Annotated in this window: 17 protein-coding genes and 2 tRNA genes; all 19 read right to left on the reverse strand. The window is 33.5% G+C overall.

The features are described 5' to 3' along the window. Positions 1-41: 41 nt before the first annotated feature. Positions 42-413, reverse strand: a complete 372-nt coding sequence (locus tag AC2D8K_RS10565; protein ID WP_001058157.1) for a hypothetical protein — start codon at positions 411-413, stop codon at positions 42-44. Then, on the reverse strand, positions 406-1,506 hold the full coding sequence (locus AC2D8K_RS10570; protein WP_000449985.1) for a DNA polymerase family A protein: 1,101 nt from the start codon (positions 1,504-1,506) through the stop codon (positions 406-408). Before AC2D8K_RS10570 ends, AC2D8K_RS10565 begins: the two co-directional genes overlap by 8 nt. Positions 1,507-1,732: 226 nt before the next feature. Beyond that, positions 1,733-3,208 (reverse strand): DUF6038 family protein, encoded by a 1,476-nt coding sequence (locus AC2D8K_RS10575; RefSeq protein WP_001138664.1) that lies wholly within the window; start codon positions 3,206-3,208, stop codon positions 1,733-1,735. Between the two features lie 107 nt (positions 3,209-3,315). Then, entirely contained in the window at positions 3,316-4,179 is an 864-nt protein-coding gene (locus AC2D8K_RS10580; protein WP_000680580.1) for an LEM-3-like GIY-YIG domain-containing protein, read from the reverse strand. 198 nt (positions 4,180-4,377) lie between these two features. Next, positions 4,378-4,683, reverse strand: a complete 306-nt coding sequence (locus tag AC2D8K_RS10585; RefSeq protein WP_000677988.1) for a hypothetical protein — start codon at positions 4,681-4,683, stop codon at positions 4,378-4,380. 245 nt (positions 4,684-4,928) lie between these two features. Next, the gene (gene rlmH, locus AC2D8K_RS10590; protein WP_050969469.1) at positions 4,929-5,408 is read right to left on the reverse strand and encodes a 23S rRNA (pseudouridine(1915)-N(3))-methyltransferase RlmH; all 480 of its coding nucleotides are present in this window, start codon (positions 5,406-5,408) and stop codon (positions 4,929-4,931) included. Positions 5,409-5,774: 366 nt separating this feature from the next. Beyond that, the gene (locus AC2D8K_RS10595) at positions 5,775-6,575 is read right to left on the reverse strand and encodes an MBL fold metallo-hydrolase (protein WP_015364556.1); all 801 of its coding nucleotides are present in this window, start codon (positions 6,573-6,575) and stop codon (positions 5,775-5,777) included. A 473-nt stretch (positions 6,576-7,048) separates the two neighbouring features. After that, complete coding sequence (locus AC2D8K_RS10600; RefSeq protein ID WP_124228172.1) at positions 7,049-7,840, reverse strand: two-component system regulatory protein YycI; 792 nt, start codon at positions 7,838-7,840, stop codon at positions 7,049-7,051. Further along, positions 7,841-9,178 (reverse strand): two-component system activity regulator YycH, encoded by a 1,338-nt coding sequence (gene yycH, locus AC2D8K_RS10605; protein ID WP_124228173.1) that lies wholly within the window; start codon positions 9,176-9,178, stop codon positions 7,841-7,843. It abuts the gene before it with no gap. Continuing rightward, complete coding sequence (walK, locus tag AC2D8K_RS10610; protein WP_484698681.1) at positions 9,171-10,997, reverse strand: cell wall metabolism sensor histidine kinase WalK; 1,827 nt, start codon at positions 10,995-10,997, stop codon at positions 9,171-9,173. The genes yycH and walK overlap by 8 nt, the downstream gene beginning before the upstream one ends. 12 nt (positions 10,998-11,009) lie before the next feature. Beyond that, positions 11,010-11,711: a response regulator YycF gene (yycF, locus tag AC2D8K_RS10615; protein WP_002451565.1), complete on the reverse strand. Its 702-nt coding sequence runs from the start codon at positions 11,709-11,711 to the stop codon at positions 11,010-11,012. 470 nt (positions 11,712-12,181) lie between these two features. Continuing rightward, a tRNA-Asp gene (locus tag AC2D8K_RS10620) sits at positions 12,182-12,254 on the reverse strand. A 7-nt stretch (positions 12,255-12,261) separates the two neighbouring features. Then, a tRNA-Glu gene (locus AC2D8K_RS10625) sits at positions 12,262-12,336 on the reverse strand. A 207-nt stretch (positions 12,337-12,543) separates the two neighbouring features. After that, positions 12,544-13,827 carry an adenylosuccinate synthase gene (locus tag AC2D8K_RS10630; protein ID WP_002451564.1) on the reverse strand — a complete coding sequence of 428 codons (1,284 nt, stop codon included), beginning with the start codon at positions 13,825-13,827 and terminating at the stop codon, positions 12,544-12,546. Between the two features lie 285 nt (positions 13,828-14,112). Further along, positions 14,113-15,513, reverse strand: coding sequence for a replicative DNA helicase (gene dnaB / locus AC2D8K_RS10635; protein ID WP_002451563.1), 1,401 nt, complete (start codon positions 15,511-15,513; stop codon positions 14,113-14,115). A gap of 31 nt (positions 15,514-15,544) precedes the next feature. Continuing rightward, positions 15,545-15,991 carry a 50S ribosomal protein L9 gene (gene rplI, locus AC2D8K_RS10640; protein WP_002451562.1) on the reverse strand — a complete coding sequence of 149 codons (447 nt, stop codon included), beginning with the start codon at positions 15,989-15,991 and terminating at the stop codon, positions 15,545-15,547. Further along, on the reverse strand, positions 15,988-17,955 hold the full coding sequence (locus tag AC2D8K_RS10645) for a DHH family phosphoesterase (RefSeq protein WP_002451561.1): 1,968 nt from the start codon (positions 17,953-17,955) through the stop codon (positions 15,988-15,990). The genes rplI and AC2D8K_RS10645 overlap by 4 nt, the downstream gene beginning before the upstream one ends. Before the next feature lie 14 nt (positions 17,956-17,969). Then, the gene (locus tag AC2D8K_RS10650) at positions 17,970-18,908 is read right to left on the reverse strand and encodes a YybS family protein (protein WP_100066980.1); all 939 of its coding nucleotides are present in this window, start codon (positions 18,906-18,908) and stop codon (positions 17,970-17,972) included. Positions 18,909-19,453: 545 nt separating this feature from the next. Next, entirely contained in the window at positions 19,454-20,419 is a 966-nt protein-coding gene (gene metX, locus AC2D8K_RS10655; RefSeq protein WP_484698683.1) for a homoserine O-acetyltransferase MetX, read from the reverse strand. Positions 20,420-20,485: the final 66 nt, after the last annotated feature.

Below are 20,485 nucleotides of genomic sequence, written 5' to 3' on the forward strand. Positions count from 1 at the left end.
GGCCACACTTAATAGCTTAGATAACATTTGTAATATATGATTCATGATAATACGCCTCCAAACGCATCTAACGATGCTACATCTTGTACATAATAGTTACCGCTATATTGACCAATATGGATTAAATGCTTACGGTCAATATAAGGTTCATACGTATCATGACCCACGCTATAGTTGCTATGACGTTTCAGCCAATCATGAATTGACAACTGATTAGCGCTCGGTTTTGTTGGAATATTACGATTCGCATATACAATCTGATTGTTCACTTCAATTTCATACGTGAATTGGTGCTTTATTTCACCTGAGAAATCTGTTTGGATCACAGAATGTAACGTAGCTACATATATATTATTTTCTTTGATTGGTGTACTACTTGGGATGTGTAGGCTTTGTCCTCTATCATTATTCATGGTCTACGCCTCCTATTTCTTCCACTGTCACATGTGCAAATTCACCATTGAACAACTGGTTAGCCGTATCTTTCATTAACTGACCCACATTTTGTGCAATTTCTTCATCTTCACATTCAATCATAATCGCATCGTGTATAGGTACTATAATCTTGAACGTTTTTTGATCGCACTGAGCTTTGTACACTTTTAGCAGAATGTGCTTGAAAATATAACTCGCTACAGTTTGTACGTAGATTGCCATAATACTGCTACCTTGAAATGCGCTCATATCATGCTCAATACTATAAGGCATAGGCATGGAATTACTCTTTTCAACGTGCTTCTTAAGTTCAATGACTTTTGTAAATTGGCTGACCGCATCCAACCATTGTACTTCACTTACATATTGATTCAGCTTGAATTTAGGATTTTTGAAGTTACCTCCAAATAGAAACGAACCAATAAATGCACGTTTAACAAATACACGTAGCTCATCTGATAAGCCTAATTCACTTAGCAATGCGTCATACAGTCCGTCTTTCTGATTTAACAAGTCAATCAGTTTTGAATCTTGAGTCATGTACGCTGCAACTGATGGTTCAAACGATTTAAAATCGACTGTATACACCTTCTTAAATTTTGAAGGTAAAATCGTATGTTGGACTGCTTTAGGTAAGCCTTGAAGATTAAAATTTTTAGTTGTAATTCGATGTGTTCGTGTACCAATCAACGATAATTGCGTATATAATCGATTCGTACCATTTAATGCCTGTTCTAACCTATCAAATAGCTTTTCGATTTTATCAGAATGTTCATCATTCTTGGCTCTTTCAAGCATTGTTGCTTTGATATCGGGTAATTTATCGATATTAAGCGTAATAGGTTCTGATTCAATCTCTTCCTTTAATGATTCCAATCCTTGATGTACTTCCACGTATTGGTCTAACTTAGCTTTTTCATCAGCTAAAAGTGCATTATATTGTTGATCAAGCTGCTGACTGAATTGTTGCTGCAATTGTTGAATGTCATCTTGGTTAGATGACTTGTCCATTAGCCATTGCTGTGTTTTGTCACTTTGAGTCAATGACATCAGTTTGTCTCTTGTCTCCATATAAATTTGCTCCTTTATAGCAGAAAGTTGCGCGCTAACTTTTGCTTTAATTTTTTATTTGTCTTGGCCTCGACAATGTATAATTTAGCGATATTATCCTAAGATGTAATTGAGTTATTAAAAAATCACCAAAAAAAATAAACCCAACAAACATTGATATAACAAGGTTTGTTGGGTTTATTTTTTTATTTAAATTTATTCTTATGTTTAACTCTAAAAAACAATCTTAATCTTTTTTAGAACCAAATCTACGATTTTTAATTGCTTTTTTAAAGTCTTCTACGAAAGGTCCTACCATGAAATTATCAAAGCTGTAGCCAGACTCTTCTACCTTTGACAGTGTATTCAATGCCTGGGTTACAAAGTAGCTTCCTTGTTCTGTTATTTCGTTTCTCACTACCATTTGGACATTTGAATAGTTTAACTTCACTTTATCGTTACTTATATATCTGTCAATTTTAATAATTGCATTATGTACATCTTCAATAGCATATCTTACGTAATCACTATTTATCTTATTAAAATATTTCGGATTAATGCTATATTTCATTAATTCACTTTCTAACCTCTCTAAATCAAACTTAGCTTGTAAAAAGAAATCTAAATAGCTCGGCTGTTTATTTGCACTCTCTATATTAGCTTCGATAATTTTTATTTTCTTAATAATATTACTTTGATTCATTGTATGTAACCTATTCTTTTTGTAATATAAAATTCCAAAATTTTGAGAGCTACGTCTTAATGTACTATTATTCCAAAATTGTTGATTTTTATAAAATTCTGCTACGTCCCACTTTCTATTATTTTTAACTAATTCATGATCAATCAACTTAGATATACTTTTAATGGAATCTTTATGAATATTTTTTCTCAATTTGTTTTTCTTCTCTAAACTTTCGATAAAATTACTATCAGCTCTTTGTGAACGTTTTAGCATATCTGCAATTAACCAATCAAGCTCAGTATACTCTGTTTCCTCATAGTCCCATATATCTTCTATTAGACTATCTAAGGGTAATTGATTTTTTTTATATAGGAGATGATTTAATTCATAATCATTTTTAGGATTTCTACCTTCTTTTATTGCTTTTGTATATGCTTCTAATTCATTATTTTCTTCAATTTGATTATTTCTATGTTCTTTTGCGAGAAATTGAAAAATTGTTTCGTCTATAGATTTTAATACCTCATTTTGCAGTTCAACTCTTTTATGTAATGGTAAAATTGTCATATATTGGTATAGCTCTTGTTCTTTTTTATTAATTGATTCACCATTATTTAACCATGCTTTTGTATTCTGGTACACATCTTTCATATGTATATCAGCAATTAACCTTTTGTATTGAATTTCATTGATAGATTTCATTAACTGATAAATATATTTCATGTAACTAGAGTTATCTATATTTTCAATCATTTCTTTTTTAGATTTTCCATTTTGTTTAAATTTTTTGGAATTGATATCCACTGGGTAATAATCAACACTTTTTAGCAACACTTTGATTAATTCTTTTGCGACACCATTAAATGTATACTGATTATTTTTATCTTGGCCTTTGTAATTGTGAAAAATTTTCATATCAATTTTAAAAAGCTTAGCAATAGTTTCCATTTTTTTATTAAACTTATGCGGAGTAAGTCCTAATTCTAATCGAATATCCTCTTTTGAGTATAGTTTTTTTACAATATCATCTGATGGCATAGCATTCTCTCCTTTAATTAACATCTAATTCTTTTAAGTTTTTCACTTATATATACGAGTATAAAATTTTCAAAGGCTAATTTAAGGAATTGGATGTTTTTATTCATTTAATCAACTTTCATTGTCCCATTATTTATATATGCTGTAGCGCTACCACTACCAAATCTTAAATCTGGTAGTGCTTTTTTGTATAAATTCAATTTTTTTAGAGTAGCATCTCTTTCTGAAAGCCCAATAAACGCATATCTCATTCTACCATTATTTGTTTCGATACTCTCCGCTTGTTCAAATGATACTTCATAAGCTGAGACAACTGCATTATTAGCACCTGTATTGATACCAATAATATATTTTATTTTATGTATTTTATCTTTTCCTATTATCCAACTACCTAATGTACGCGATTTAAGGTTATTTCTATCACGTTTACTTTCATTAATAGGATACTCTTTACTTTCATCCTTATCTAATAGAAATGCATCTCTGATTTTCACTGCTAAAATTAATTCATTCGTATTTATGTTTTCAAGATTAATTGAATCGTAGCCAAATTCATTTTCTAAATCTTCAACTAAGTATGCCTTAGATCCATGACCGTTAATCATATTTGTTAATGTAGTTTTATTTGTTAGGTTAAGAAAGTTTATAAGAACATTTTCTGCAGAAAATGCTTCAGATTCGGTTAATCCATAACTGATTATATATCCTAAAACATTCAAATCATTGCTACAAATTTCGTTAATTCTATTAAATTTCAAGTTATCTTTATTTTCTTCTATAAATATATCTTCGTACAATACTTTTTTCTGCGCATCTTGTTTATGTTTAAATATTCTATTCCCCTTACCTTTACCAACATAAAAGCATTCATCATTTCTTGGGTCCATCAAACAGTATACATAAAATACGTGTTGTTGATCTTTTTCTAGTTGTGCTAGTGTCGATTCAGAAAATTGATTAATGTGTTTCAATAAAATCTCTCCTTCTTTGTAGACATATTCATTTTTATACTAATTAATATCATTCCCAAAAAAATTTCTATACAAAAGAGAAAAATATTATTTATCGTTTAACTTAAATCTTCAATATATAGGTGGGCCTATGTATCATTTTGTGCCAATTTGAAAAAAACGGGAATCCAGTCTGTTTCTGAGTGTATTTCAACTTTCTTATAGTAAACATTGCCTTAATATGATGAACTTCAATAAAACTTTCCCTATGCCCCATAAAATTTTCTCAAAATCAAAAATAACATACCTTACAACTTTTACCGTCGATATCAATTGCTTTTTTCTTAATTTAGGATTGCTTTCAAATTTTGTACTATAACGTGAAACTACTTTTCCTTCTTTATAATTAAAATTTACTAATTCGCAATCATTTTTACTTCCATTTACAAAAACATCTACTGTTTCTAACACAAAATCTAATAAACTTCCTTTTATTAATCGTGGGCATTGTATATTTCCTTTCATTCTTTCTTGATTCCATTAGTTTAAATTTAAAATTTCATCATCAATTTCTTAATTGAATTGTAGTTCCATAATCAATATAATTTGTACAGTTATTATATATTCTAGATCATCAATAGTTGAAAAATGGTTTATTAAACACTCTATAAACATCGTATGATATTGCAAGGTATACTCCAATATTTCATATATGTAATTCCTCCACATCTCATTAAATTTTTAAATTATACACAATCTAATTTTTAGTTTTATTTATGATACGCTTCGCCTCTCATTATCTTAAATGCTCGATATACTTGTTCTATCAACACGACGCGCATCATTTGGTGTGGGAAGGTCATTTTACTAAATGATAAGGCGTAATTGCTGCGTTGTAAGACGTCTTGATGTAGGCCGTTGGATCCGCCTATCACAAATACAAAGTCGCTTTGGCCTTGTGTCATGCGTTGGTTTAGTTCTTTAGCGAGGCCTTCTGAGGACAACATTTTACCTTCAATTTCTAAGGTAATCACAGTTGCTTGTGGTTTGATTTTAGCTAATAGACGTTGGCCTTCTTTTTCTTTGACTTGTTCAATTTCTTTGTCACTCATGTTTTCTGGTGCCTTTTCATCTGGCACTTCTATCATTTCAATTTTGGTATATGCACCTAATCGCTTTTCATATTCAGCGATTGCTTGTTTCCAGTATTTTTCTTTAAGTTTTCCAACTGACAGAATTGTAATTTTCATAATATCCTCCGAGATGTACTTGTTAGAGTTATCCACAAGTTATCAACTTGTTCACACTATTCCCTCTTATTGTATCAGTTTCCCCTCGTATTTTTTATAAATTTTTATGATTTATGCACAAAAACTGTGGAATAACCTGTTATTTTGTGGATAAGTATGTGTACAATGTGGGTATTTCTGTGTGTATTGTACACAGTTGTGGGTAACTATGAACAATTCAGTGGATAACTTCCCGATAGTCTTAATTATTTTTATCAAGTTATCCCCTATAAATATGACTTTTAAGACTTACTTCTACCACTTTTCCACAGAAATAGTATAAAAAAAAGAGCGAGACTTTCCGTCTCACTCCCGTCTAAAATGTCATTATAAAGTATAAATAGGTGTTGCTTGTGCTTTATCCGTATCACATAACAATACTTCTTTTTCAGTATCTATATCATGTTGGTTTAACACTTGTCCTACACTCATACGCGCTAAATCTTTCATGTTATTATCTTGAGATAAATGTGATAGATATATACGTTTGGTATTGCCGGTAATCACATCAGTCATTGCTAAACCTGCATCTTCATTAGATACGTGCCCCATATCTCCTAAAATACGTTGTTTCGTCTTCCAAGGGTAACGACACATACGTAACATATCCACATCATGATTACTCTCAAAGATAAAGGCATCACTACCACGAATCATACCTTTCATTCTATCTGAAACATAACCTGTATCAGTTAAAATCGTAAATTTCTTATGATCATTATGGAAAATATAAAATTGTGGATCTATCGCATCATGAGAGACGTTAAATGACTCAATATCAAACCCAGCAATTGATTGCGTTTCATATGGATTAAAAATAAATTTCTGATCCATTGGAATACGGCTATCTTTCTTCTCAATTGCTTGCCATGTCTTTTCATTCGCATATATAGGCAAGTTATATTTACGTGCTAAGACTCCTAGACCTTTAATATGATCAATGTGCTCATGAGTCACTAATATACCGTTTAAATCTTTAATATTTCGGTCGATCTGGCCAAAGAGTTCTTCCATCTTCTTACCCGTTAGGCCTACATCGACAAGGATACTTCCTTTTTCATTTTCAACAAATGTGGCATTACCAGTACTACCACTTGCTAATACACTCATGCGTATCAAGCGGCTCATCCTTTCTAATTGAAGCACTCATCCCTCTTAGTGACGTAAGAGTGCCTTCCGTATCATTTTTCTATTATTCTTTTAGTTAGTAATTAACTTTTTGAGCCGGAGACATAAACAAATGTTTCAGGCTATCATTTTGTATTGGCAGTAGCTGACTGAATTGAATTCCACTTGAATCAAGTTTTTCAATTCTAGTCAATCTTGCCGTGGTGGAACAACGAAATCAATTTTAATAAAATGTTATTTCTGTCCCACTCCCACCCGTTCTTAAAATAGCTTATATTATACTATACCAATTCTTATATTAATCTGCCAATACTCCGTTTTTTAAACTACTCGCATAATGATAATTTTATTTTTTATCTTCACTATTTAATATTTCAAAAAAGCACAATCTTATTCATAACTTAAAAATATACATAAAAAACTGCCGACAATGTTAAAAACGTTGTCGACAGTTTAATATTCAGTCTTGCTCCCTACTTGTCTATTACTTTTGGATTAGTGCTTGTGGCTTCGACGTAATAGGTTTGTGTGCTGTCTTTGCCGTTGTGTTTGACTTTGATTTCCCAGTTAGGTTGTAGTAGTTGCACGTTTGTTTCTTTAACGACTGAATAGTAGCCTAGACGTGCGTCTATCACTTCATCATGACGTTTGAGGTAACGGTTGTAATATAAAGCTTCTATAGCCTTTCTAGGGCCTATGACTTGGTTTTTACTACTGTTTGATCCTTTAGCCGCTTCAATGTTGTCCATCATTGTCTGTTTGTAGCTTGTTGCTTTGCCATTATCTATATTGAAGCTAAGTCTAGCTCTACTATTATTCATAATTGGGTAACCTTGATAGGTTTGCTCAAAGGTCATTGTATCTGAACCAAGTTTACTCAATTGATAATATTTACCTTTATAAACATTGTCTTTCATGTAATTCTTAATATCTTTAAGGTTTTTATCACTGACGTTAACGGTACTACCGATATCGCCATCAAGTAACTTTCCTGATTCCGATGCGCTTAAGCTTGAACGTTCTTTGGCATAACTTGAGAAATCTTTAGATTCTGCTGTGATTTGTTGCATCTGCGTATCTTTCACATCTTTGTTCAAGACGTCTTCAGGGACTTTAATTTCTTCTTGTTGGAAGTTTACGCGATTATCGCTTTCCGCTTCATTAATTTGTGATTTATTTACTTTATCAATATAAATCACGACGAGGAAGATGTTTACAAGAATAAATACGAAAATGAATAAGGTCTTGGTCAATTTCCAGTTCATTTATTCTAGCCCCCCATCTTTATACGCATACCACTTACCGTCATATTCGACATACCAACGAGGTGTAAACTCACTATTGCGTTGCACTTCGATATCATCATTGTTAGGTCGATCATCCATATCATAACCTACCGCGATGTTAGTCACACGCTCGAAGTCGATATTACTATTGTTAGCAAGTCCTGAACGAACAGATTCTGCACTTTCAAGTGACTTTTTATCACCACTATTCAAGATTACATCCGTTCTTAGCAATGAACGTCGATAATCAAAGACGCCTTTTTCACCCCAAGTGACCTGAATCTCATTTAAATCTTGTTTGTTAAACGTAGGATAACCGTTTAAGAAGCGTTGATATGTTAATTCACCACTCATATTATCTGTACTAAACAGACGGTAGTCTTCGCCTAAGAAACCACCGTGAGCATTGAGGAATTCGAATGTCCCACCAATAGTATCTTCCATGTTAGTTGAACTCTTCTCATCTTCTGATAAGTTTCTATAATGGTATTTCTCACTCTTATCATTGTAATTGGCTACACCTGTATTATTGTTGTAAGTTGTCACACCACTTTGTGCACTTCTCACAATCGTTGAATCATTGAATAATACGGAATTCATTTTTTCAACGTTAATAATATTGAATACCATACGATATGTCTTAATATCTTTTGGCTTTTTAGGTGCAAAAATGTGTGTGGCTTTATCAATTGTTTCTTTATTAGTAATGATTTCAGTATATTTCTCCATATCTGGTTTCAGATTAGTTAATGATTGATTAACATCTTGACCTTTAACGGATGTCTTCATTTTAACGACTTGATGTCTATCTTTACTAATTGCATATAATACGACGCGTCCTTCGTGGTCTTGATCTATTAGTAGTCGATTAAAGTTAAAATGACGCGGTGTTTTTGCATCAATATCTAAAACTTGGCTTAAATATGTTGATAACGGTAGATCATACGTAAAATCAAGAACGATAAAATTATCACTCAGTTCTGGAATAATTAAATTGTGATTTCGTTTTAAATGTTGTACTGAAACAATATCTTTATCTTTTAAAGGACTAATTATTTTTGAAATAGCATGTCCTGTTGCGGGCATACCTTCTGTTTTCTCACCATTAGAATGAATAATTTGAAACGGTGTGATGGTACTATCCATTTTAGCCGTTCCCGGTTTACTAATGGGTTTAGTGTTGTCCCTCTTATTCTCCGGTGTACTATCTGCATTAGATAAATCAGGCGAGAAATTCCAAACCATATAAGTTAAGACGATACTCATTAGCACGAGTAAGACGAGGATAATCGTTTTGATGTGTTCTTTACTATTCATCCCAATCACCGTCTTCAATGATTTCGCATGGTAGTGTTATGAAGATAGATGTACCTTGGCCTTCCACACTATTGGCCCAAATACGACCGTTATGTGCTTCAACAATTTCTTTTGAGATGGCTAGTCCAAGACCTGTACCACCCATTATACGTGTACGTGCTTTATCGACACGGTAGAATCTATCGAAAATTTTATCTACTTTATTAATAGGGATACCGATACCATTATCTTTAATACGAATTGTCATTCTATTGTAAAGTGCATTTTGTTTCACGTGGAACTCGACGCGTTTATCACCACGAGAATACTTCATTGCATTAGTAATGACGTTATCAAATACTTGTGTCATCTTATCAGGGTCTATTTCAGCGAAAATCGTTTGTTGTGGAATTTCACGGACAAATGTTGTATCTTTAGCAGCCATTTCATGTCGGTTAATAATCTTATTAATAAACATGTTAAAGTCGACGATTTCTTTGGTAATTTGATCTGATTCATTATCCATTTTAGATAATTGAAGTAAGTCGTTAACAAGTCGAATCATACGTTCTGTTTCTTCACGTGTTACGGATAAGAATTGTGGTGCTAAGTTATCATCTTTCCAAGCACCTTCTTCAAGTGCCTCAATATAACTGTTCATAGAAGTTAATGGTGTACGTAATTCGTGTGATACGTTAGCTACGAATTCACGACGTTCACGTTCTACTTGTTGTTGTTCTGTTACATCATGTAATACGGCAATGTAACCTGTCACAAAGCCTGTTTCTTGAACAATCGTACTGAAGTTAACACGCGCAATGATGCCTTCTTCTTCGTTAATATCTAATAAAAAGCTGTCATTATTTTCTTGAATTTCATCTAATGAAAATTCTTCTTCTAAATTCAATACACTTAGCATGTAATAACCGATAAGGTCTTCTTTAGCCATGCCTAGCATTTTAAGTGCCATATCGTTGGCAATACGGACACGTCCACGTCTATCTGTCGCTAAGATACCATCACTCATATGTGTGATAACAGAGTCTAAACGACGTTTCTCACTTTCAGTATTTGCTTGTGCTTCTTGTACCCTCTTGGATAAATTATTAAATGCAAGTGCGAGTTCACCGATTTCGTCATTACCATAGATTTTAACACGTTGCGTATAGTTACCTTTAGACATCTCGACCGTCTGGTTACGCATGTCGGTAATAGGTTTGGTAATGGTTCGCGCAATGAAGAAACCGAGTATCACAGTAATGAATAATGAAATAGCGGTACCTACGATAAAGATTTGGTTAATATTGTTAAGTTGGTTATATACATCATTGATTTTCGATTCTATGTAAATATTACCTATCGTTTGTTTATCAACTTTAACTGGTATGTTATAAACCCAAACCCGTTCCTTACCATTACCATAGTCTTTTAACACCATATGGTTGTTACTTTGACCAAGTGATAATGCCTTTTGAACAGAGCTATCGTTGGCTTTTTGATTGATTAAATCGCGGTTAGACTGCTTAGTTGTTGCCATAATAATTTGGTCTTTGTCTATAAAGCGGATTTCACCAATTTCTTGACGGTTGGCATACTCGCTCAAAAGATTTTGTATGTCCTTTTGAGCGTTGACCGAACCTTTTTCGTTATATACTTTTTCAATGCTTACATCTAATTGTTTCGCATATTGTGTAATGTTCTTTTTAAAATTATCGAGTAATTCCTTTTCCAAACTATTAGTAAAATAGAGACCAATAATTTGCATACCAATAATAATCAGTAAGACATAGACAATGACCAGTTTCGTGTGAAGGGATTGGAGTTGTTTTAGCCACTTCATTCAACTAAACCTCTAATCATGTTGTTGGAGAAAGTATCCAACGCCTCTACGTGTCACGATATATTCTGGGTGTGATGGATCGTCTTCGATTTTTTCACGCAAACGGCGAATCGTTACGTCTACAGTACGTACATCTCCAAAATAATCATAGCCCCACACAGTTTGTAGTAAATGTTCACGTGTCATTACTTGGCCCATATGTTTAGAAAGATAATGGAATAATTCAAATTCACGGTGTGTTAACTCAATGTCATCACCACGTTTTTTAATTGAATATGCATCTGGATAAATGACGATATCTTTAATAGAAATTTCATTTGTTGCGTCATTAACTTCTTGCGCTGGTTGAGAATAATGACGACGTAAGTTTGCTTTTACACGTGCAATTAATTCGCGTGTACTAAATGGTTTCGTCACATAGTCATCTGCACCTAATTCTAATCCTAAAACTTTATCAATTTCAGAATCTTTCGCAGTTAACATGATGATAGGCATTTCGAATTTTTTACGTACTTCACGACAGACTTCCATGCCGTCTCTACCAGGTAACATAATGTCTAATAATACGATGTCTGGTTCTTCCTCATAAATTAAATCTACAGCGTCGTTACCATCGTACGCACAAAATACATCGTATCCTTCTTTTTTAAGATTAAATTCTAAAATATCAGCAATTGGTTTTTCATCGTCGACTACCACAACTTTTCTAGCCATATATATAAACCTCATTTCTCAAAGTATAATTCTACCGTTCGACTTATCTTAATTCGTATCGCTTGAGACCTTTCACGAGGCTCAAACGCATGTGCTTTTTTAACACAGTTACTACTATCTAATTTACCATTTATGAACGGTTAATTCTATTTTTGTATAAAAAATTATAGAATAATATTATATATAAGTTTACCACCAAAATTCTATATCACAAAATAAGTTGAATGCTTTCAGTAAGCTGAGAATTCAAAAGATATTAAATTCATAATTTTGTAATATTAAAATTTAGTATAAAACCGATTAATTCAATGTTTTTCATTTGCTTCTAACGATAATTAGGGAAATGTTAAGTTTCGATTGCCAAATGTCATCGACTTGTAAAATGGGGAACAATTATTAAATAAAGTGGCATTACTTTCATTGATAATAAAAGGACATAAAAAAATGCCTACCCTCTTGGGTAGGCAATACGGTCTCGACGGGAATCGAACCCGCGATCTCCTGCGTGACAGGCAGGCGTGTTAACCGCTACACTACGAGACCTAAAAAATGGTGACTCCTACGGGACTCGAACCCGTGTTACCGCCGTGAAAGGGCGGTGTCTTAACCGCTTGACCAAGGAGCCGTTCTTAAGCACAAGATAGATTATAGCACAGCCAATATTTGAATGACAAGATATTTTTTTACATAATTTTAACATTATTTTTAATTAGGCCTGAGACAGTAATCATAAAGAACAATTGATTAGTTATTTTGTAGTATATTCAAGCATTTTTCCCATAAAAAAAACCGTTAAATGATTGTTACATCATTTAACGGCTATCGGTATTAATTACCATAATTTTTCTAATAGGTTTGTTTGCTCACGATCTGGACCTACTGAGAAGATTGAAATGCGTACGCCACATAATTCAGAAATACGTTCTAAATATTTGCGTGCATTTTCAGGAAGTTCTTCTAAAGTACGGCAACCTGTAATATCTTCCGTCCAACCTGGTAACTCTTCGAAGATTGGTTTACAACGTTGTAATTGATCTAGGTTAGCTGGATATTCAGTAATTTCTTTACCATCTAATTCATATGCTGTACAGATTTTAACTGTATCTAAGCCAGTTAACACATCAATTGAGTTGATTGATAAGTCTGTAATACCACTTACACGGCGTGAATGACGTAATACTACTGAGTCGAACCAACCTACACGACGTGGACGACCAGTTGTTGTGCCGTATTCACGACCAACTTCTCTAATGTGATGACCATCTTCATCAAATAATTCTGTAGGGAATGGACCATCACCAACACGTGATGTATAAGCTTTACATACACCAATGACTTTAGATACGTATGTTGGACCTACACCCGTACCTACAGTAACGTTACCTGCTACTGGGTTACTTGAAGTGACGAATGGATATGTACCGTGATCAATGTCTAACATCACACCTTGGGCACCTTCGAATAGTACTTTTTCATCTGCAACAATTGCGTCGTCTAAGATTTTAGGTGTATCTGTAACAAATTCTCTTAAACGTTGACCTGCAGCATAATATTCTTCAAATATATCATCGAAGCTTGGGCATGTTTCGTTAAACATACCTTTGAAATATGCATTTTTATGTTCAATATTTTGTTTTAATAGTCTTTCGAATGTTTCTTTTTCGACTAAGTCTCCCATACGGATACCAATTCGTTGTGCTTTATCTACGTATGCTGGGCCGATACCTTTTTTAGTTGTACCGATTTTATTATCACCGCGAAGACGCTCTTCATACTCGTCTTGTGCAATATGATAAGGTAAAATCACTTGAGCACGGTTAGAAATACGTAAGTTATCTGTTGAAATACCACGTTCATTTAAACCGTCTAATTCTTTAAGTAATGCAACTGGATCAACTACCACACCATTACCAATAACTGCTAATTTGTCTTTATAGAAGATACCTGATGGTACTAAATGTAATTTATATGTTTCTCCACCAAATTGGATGGTATGTCCTGCATTATTACCACCTGAAAAACGTGCAATCACGTCTGCTTGTTCTGCTAAGAAATCTGTAATTTTACCTTTACCTTCGTCTCCCCATTGTGTCCCAACTACTACGATTGATGACATAAGAGCACCTCCAAATTTTTCTCATTTAACCATGAAGTATTTTACCAATATAGATACTATAATGCAAATAAAAATCGAACATTGATTTCGTATAATCAAATTCATCTGTTTTTCTTTATAATGAAAGTCAAAATGTATATAAAACCTTTCATGACGGTATTTAAAATGTTTATTCAAAAATTCAAGACACATACTTAGTAATTTTTAAATACCTTTATACAAAACAAAAACCGTACAATAAAACTGTAAAGTTGTTTATTGTACGGTTTTTATATTTAAAATATTTTATGACATTTCTGCATGAGCATAATCTATATCAGTAAATTTGTTGTATTGTTTCATAAAGTGTAATTTCACGGTACCTGTCGGGCCGTTACGTTGCTTAGCGATGATGATTTCAATTTCACCGTTATCATCATTAGTTTGTGGCTCAAAGCTTGAATCATCATCGTCATCCTCATCTTCGCCACGATTATAATAATCATCACGATATAAGAAGGCAACAATATCAGCATCTTGCTCGATAGACCCTGATTCACGGATGTCACTCATCATCGGACGTTTATCTTGACGTTGTTCAACACCACGAGATAACTGACTCAGTGCGATGACAGGACATTCTAGCTCACGTGCAATAGCTTTAAGCGTACGTGAAATTTCAGATACTTCTTGTTGACGGTTATCTGAGAAGCGTGAACCACTACCTTGAATTAATTGTAAATAGTCAATCACAATCATGTCTAAACCGTGTTCTTGTTTAAGTCGACGACATTTAGATCGTAAGTCATTGATTCGAATACCTGGCGTATCATCAATAAATATTTTAGTTCGAGATAATTTACCAACTGCAATCGTGAATCGATTCCAATCCTCTTCGGTCATTGTACCCGTTCTTAATCGGTTTGAGTCAACGTTACCTGAACTACATATCATACGTGTTGCTAATTGGTCTGCACCCATCTCAAGAGAGAAGATACCTACTGTATATAAATCTTCATGTGTCGCTACCTTTTGGGCAATATTAAGTGCGAAGGCAGTCTTACCAACAGATGGTCGTGCAGCTAAAATGATTAAGTCGTTTCGGTTAAAACCTGCTGTCATTTGGTCTAAATCTCTGTAACCTGTTGGAATACCTGGTGTTTGACCACTGTTTTGATCGAGTTCCTCTGCAGTTTCATACACTTGTCCTAACACATCTCGAATATCTTTAAAACCATCACTCTCACGTGTAGATGATAGTTCTAAAATACGTCGCTCTGCATCGCTCAAAATCGTATCTAATTCTAACTCATCATTGTATCCGTCATTGGCGATACTATCTGCAGTCTGTATTAACTTACGTTTAAGTGCATGTTTAAATACGATATCAGTATAATATTGAACATTTCTTGTTGTAGGAACATTAGTAGATAATTCTGCAAGGTATTGCGGGCCACCCGCTTCACTCAAACTTCCTTCAGTCGTTAATTGATCCATTAACGTCACTACATCAATTTCTTTATTATCTTCATTTAAGTGCATCATCGCACGGAAAATATGTTGATGGGCGCCTCTATAAAATGACTCAGGAAGTAACACTTCCTGAGTTGTATTAATTAATTCCGGATCAATAATAATGGCACCTAAGACAGATTGTTCGGCTTCATTGCTATGTGGCATTTGATTTTGCTCGTACATACTATCCATTATTGATTACACCTCTATTTTCAATCCATCTTTATTGTTCTACTGTATGCACACGAATAGTACCTTCAACTTCTTTATCTAATTTAACAGGTACGTTTGTATAACCTAATGTGTGGATACCTTGTGGTAAATCCATTTTACGTTTATCTAATTTAATGTCATGTTGATCTTTAAGGGCTTGGGCAATTTGTTTCGTACTTACTGAACCAAATAATTTACCGCTTTCACCTGTTTTAGCAGATACTTCAACTTCGATGTTAGCTAATTTTTCTTTTAATGCTTTAGCATCATCAATTTCTTGTTGTCTGTCTGCTTCAGCACGTTTATTTTGTTGTTCTAATTGTTTTAAGTTACCAGGTGTAGCTTCAACGGCGTAATTATTTTTTAATAAGAAGTTATTTGCATAACCTACTGGTACATCTTTAACTTCGCCTTTTTTACCTTTACCTTTAACATCTTGTGTGAAAATTACTTTCATGCGTCTTCACTCCTACTCATTTGTTCTGTTATTGCTTGTTGTAATTGTACAATGGCATCTTCGACTGAGACACCTTTTAATTGTGTCGCTGCATTCGTCAAGTGACCCCCGCCACCAAGGGCTTCCATTGTTAATTGAACATTAACTGACCCTAATGAACGGGCTGAGATACCGACTAGGTTATCTTCACGTTTGGCAACGACATATGAAGCTTCTATACCTTCTAAACTTAACAACTCATCGGCTGCTTGTGCAACTGTAACAGGATGATAAATTTTATCATCTGAGCCATGTGCAATGGCAACACCGTTATCTTGTACTTCGACTGTTCTAATTAATTCAGAACGGTTAATGTACGTATCCACATCATCCTTTAAGAAGTGTTGTGTCAGAATGGTATCTGCACCATGTGCTCTTAAATAACTTGCGGCATCGAACGTTCTTGAACCCGTACGTAATGTGAAGTTTCTTGTATCAACAATAATACCTGCATACATAACAGTAGATTCAAGACGTGTTAAACGCTGTTCAGTTGGTTGATATTCTAGCAACTCTGTGACAAGTTCGGCTGTTGAACTTGCATAAGGTTCCATATAAACCAGTAGTGGATTTGAGATAAAGCTTTCACCACGTCTATGATGGTCAATTACCACTTTACGATTTGCTTTGTTTAAGACATTTTCATCTAGAACCATTTCTGGTTTATGCGTATCAACGACAACAACTGTTGTTTTAGATGTCATCATATCCCATGCATCGTCAGATGTAATAAATCGTTCTTTAAGTTCTGGTTTCTTATCAATTTCATCCATGACACGACGTAATGTTGGATCGATATCAGATTCATTCAACACAACATATGCTTCTAGATTATTCATTAAAGCGAATCTAGACACACCGATGGCTGCACCAATGGCATCTAAGTCAGGTCGTTTATGTCCCATTACGATGACTTTATCGCCTTCGGTTAAGATATCTTTTAATGCGTGTGAGATAACACGTGCTCTTACACGTGTACGTTTTTCCATAGGGTCAGTCTTACCACCGTAGAAACGTACGTTGCCGTTCATGTTTTTAATAGCGACTTGGTCACCACCACGACCTAGTGCTAAATCTAGACCTGATTGTGATAATTCACCTAAGTCGATAAGATTTTCAGTACCTTCACCGACACCAATACTTAATGTCAATTGTGCTCGGTAACCAACACTTTTCTCACGTAATTGACTTAAAATGTTGAAATTTGAGTCTTCGATTTCTGCTAAAATCTTTTGATTTAAATAGGCTACGAATTGGTCTGAATTATAACGTTTGAAATAAATATTATATTCTGATGCCCAACGACTAATTACACGTGTAACCATTGAGTTAATTTCAGAACGTTGTGTGTCATTCATGTTTTGCGTAATTTCATCGTAGTTATCTAAGAATAATGTTGCAATAATGGGTTTTGAATCTTCATATAGTTGGTTCGTTTGTACTTCATCTGTAATATCGAAGAAGTATAAGCAATGTTCATTGCTTGAATAACGTACTCTATAATGATAATTTTCATGTTCAATTTCTACTTCTTGAACTTTCTCCAATTGCTTTAAGATATTAGGAAATATTTCGTTTACCGATTCTGAAATAACATTAGTTGTTAAATGTTCAGACATAAATTGGTTAACCCATTCAATATGGTCGTTCTCATCTAACACAATCATCCCGATCGGTAAGTGTTTAATCGCCTTATTACTACTTGTTGTAATATGACCACTTAAACCATCCACATAACTGTCCATTTTCATAAAAGCTTGTCTTAGCAAGAATCCACTAGCAATAATCATTACTAGTAATATTCCTGCAGCTATGCCTGCCACGATTTGGTTAAATATAAACCAAACGATGACTAATGCTATAGCAGTCAGTACCATTATAATAAATGGTATGAGCAAAGCTTTTTTAGTGGATTGACGGTTCATTCTTCCACCTCTCATCACTTTTTATTATTATTGTTCATTAGTTGTTTTAAATTGATACATAAATCGATGACACCTAATAACCCTACAATGTGAGTCATTGGCGTTAATAATGTCCCTATAACCATTAATATGATAGTTACTACATTCGGTAGTCGCTTCGCTTTTCCGAAGAAATGTATCACGCTCATCCCTTGAATGTACATCACTAATGATAACACAACTTCAAAGTTTAAGACGATACTCTGGAACGTACTTGGTTGGGTCGCAAACATTACACAAAGTAAATCAATAATATAGATTGTTAATAGCGTACGATTCATCTGCCAAGCGAATAGTGGTTTGAATATTGGCGTAGCTACTTTGAATTTGCGAAGGATTGGAAATGTTATGATCAGATTAATTAAAACGAAAAGAAAAACGATAATAATGAGATAACTAGGGAGTTGGACCGTCATTTGGCGGATACTTTCTTCAAGCATCTGTCTGTAATCAGCATCTGCTCCACTTGTTAATAACATGTTATGAACGGTTTCTTTAACAGGGTTAACTAATGCGGCTGCTCTTGGGATTTTATCAAATACTTGTAATAACATGAATCCTATCAATGTCATTAAACTTAGAGATACCGTTGTTACATATAAAATTCTTTCTTTTGTTGCTCTTTCCTTAAGTAATTGTCCAATGATTAAACTCGTTAAAATCACTAAAACCATTATACTTAAGACGAATGTATTACCTAATAATGTTGTAATTATAACTGTTACTAAGGCACTAATTCCAAATGACTGAATAGATTTGTTCCATAATACGACACCTGGGATTGTTGCAAATAAACATAAAATTAAGCCGAGAATAGGTAATACATGTGTTACTAAAGCGACTATCACTAATGCTAATGTACCTATAATAGTTGCTTTAGGTTGTATTTTTGAAAACACACACGCCACTCCCATACTTTTTTTGACTATAATTACCATTTTAACCTCTTTGAAAAAAATAAACAATAAAGTACTACTGATATTTATGTCGGTCAATTCCAGCAGTACTTTAGAGTGAAATAATCTATAGTTTTTACAAATTTTTAATTAAAATTCATTACGATAAACCTTTTAAAAGCAAGCATAGTAATATGAAAATCAAATCATTATTAAAAGTAGAATTGGAAATATGGCAATTAAATTAATTAGATTAATAAAACTACTTTTTAAAACAAATTCTTTCTTAGTTAATAAATACATAATTAATGAAAATATAAGTAAAACACAACTAATAAATAGGAAATATCTACATATATCTAATCCCTTTTCAGATAGATTATTGAAGTTGAATATTATTAATGATGCTATAACTATATAATTCAATGCATTTAATATAATTATCAATTGTTTCATCTCATAGTCACCTATTTAATTTCTCGATTTGTATTCTCTTTATATACTATACTTTTAAAATCGATATTCAACCTTATAAAATTAACGTTAGAACATGGTTTTAGTCATTATCGTCGAATATGTTTCGCATTTAAAAAGTGATATAAATTAGGTGCCCAATCTTCAAAATTAAGTAAGAAACCATCGTGCCCCACATTATCTGGTACAAAAAAGTGTCGATGATATTTAAAACGTTGCCCTGTCGCTAATACTTGATCATCTGGATACAACAAATCATCTATGAATCCCATCGTTAATACCTTTGTGTCTAATGAGTTAAATACCTCATCAACATCATCTCTACCTCTATCAATATTATGACTATCTAAGACGTCCAGCAGTGTTAAATAACATGATAAATCAAATGATTCTTTGAACTTATTACCTTGATGTTGTTGATAACTAACTACCTCTTCAGGCGTGAAGCGTTGCTCATAACTTTTAGAAGAACGATAAGTTAAAAATCCTAATTGTCGGGCAATACTTAAACCTTCTTTACCTCCGATATGAATCGCTTGTCTAGCAATCTCATTAAAGGCACAACTGTACGATGATGTTTTATCTGTAGCAGCAAGTATGACCGCTTTATCCACTTGGAATCGTCGGTTATAAAGTAATTCTAGTGCTTGCATACCTCCTAGACTACCACCGATTAAAATATCTATTTTATTAAATCCTAGTGCTTCTATCCCCTTCTCAAGTGCACGTACGATATCTCTTAATGTTAAATGATCTGGAAAATGTGGATCATTATGCTTTGAACTTGAACCAAATGGACTCCCTATCACGTTGAATGTTAAAAATTGATAATCATTAATAGGCATATATCCGCCATCAATAATTTCACGCCACCAACCTGGATGTTCATCTGTACCATATGTAAGATGATTGCCAGTTAGTGCATGGCAAACTAATGCTAATGGTTGTCCAGGAAAACCTACATGTTCATATTTTAATTTTAAGTTTTGTATCGTTTCTCCAGACTCTGTCGTGAATTGGCCTAATTCTAATGTATCAACTGTATAATTCGACATATATGAATCCATCCTCCTTTAAATAAAAAAAGCTTCTTACTCTATGAAAAGTAAGAAGCGGTTCAG

This window comes from Staphylococcus sp. 510, assembly GCF_057219715.1.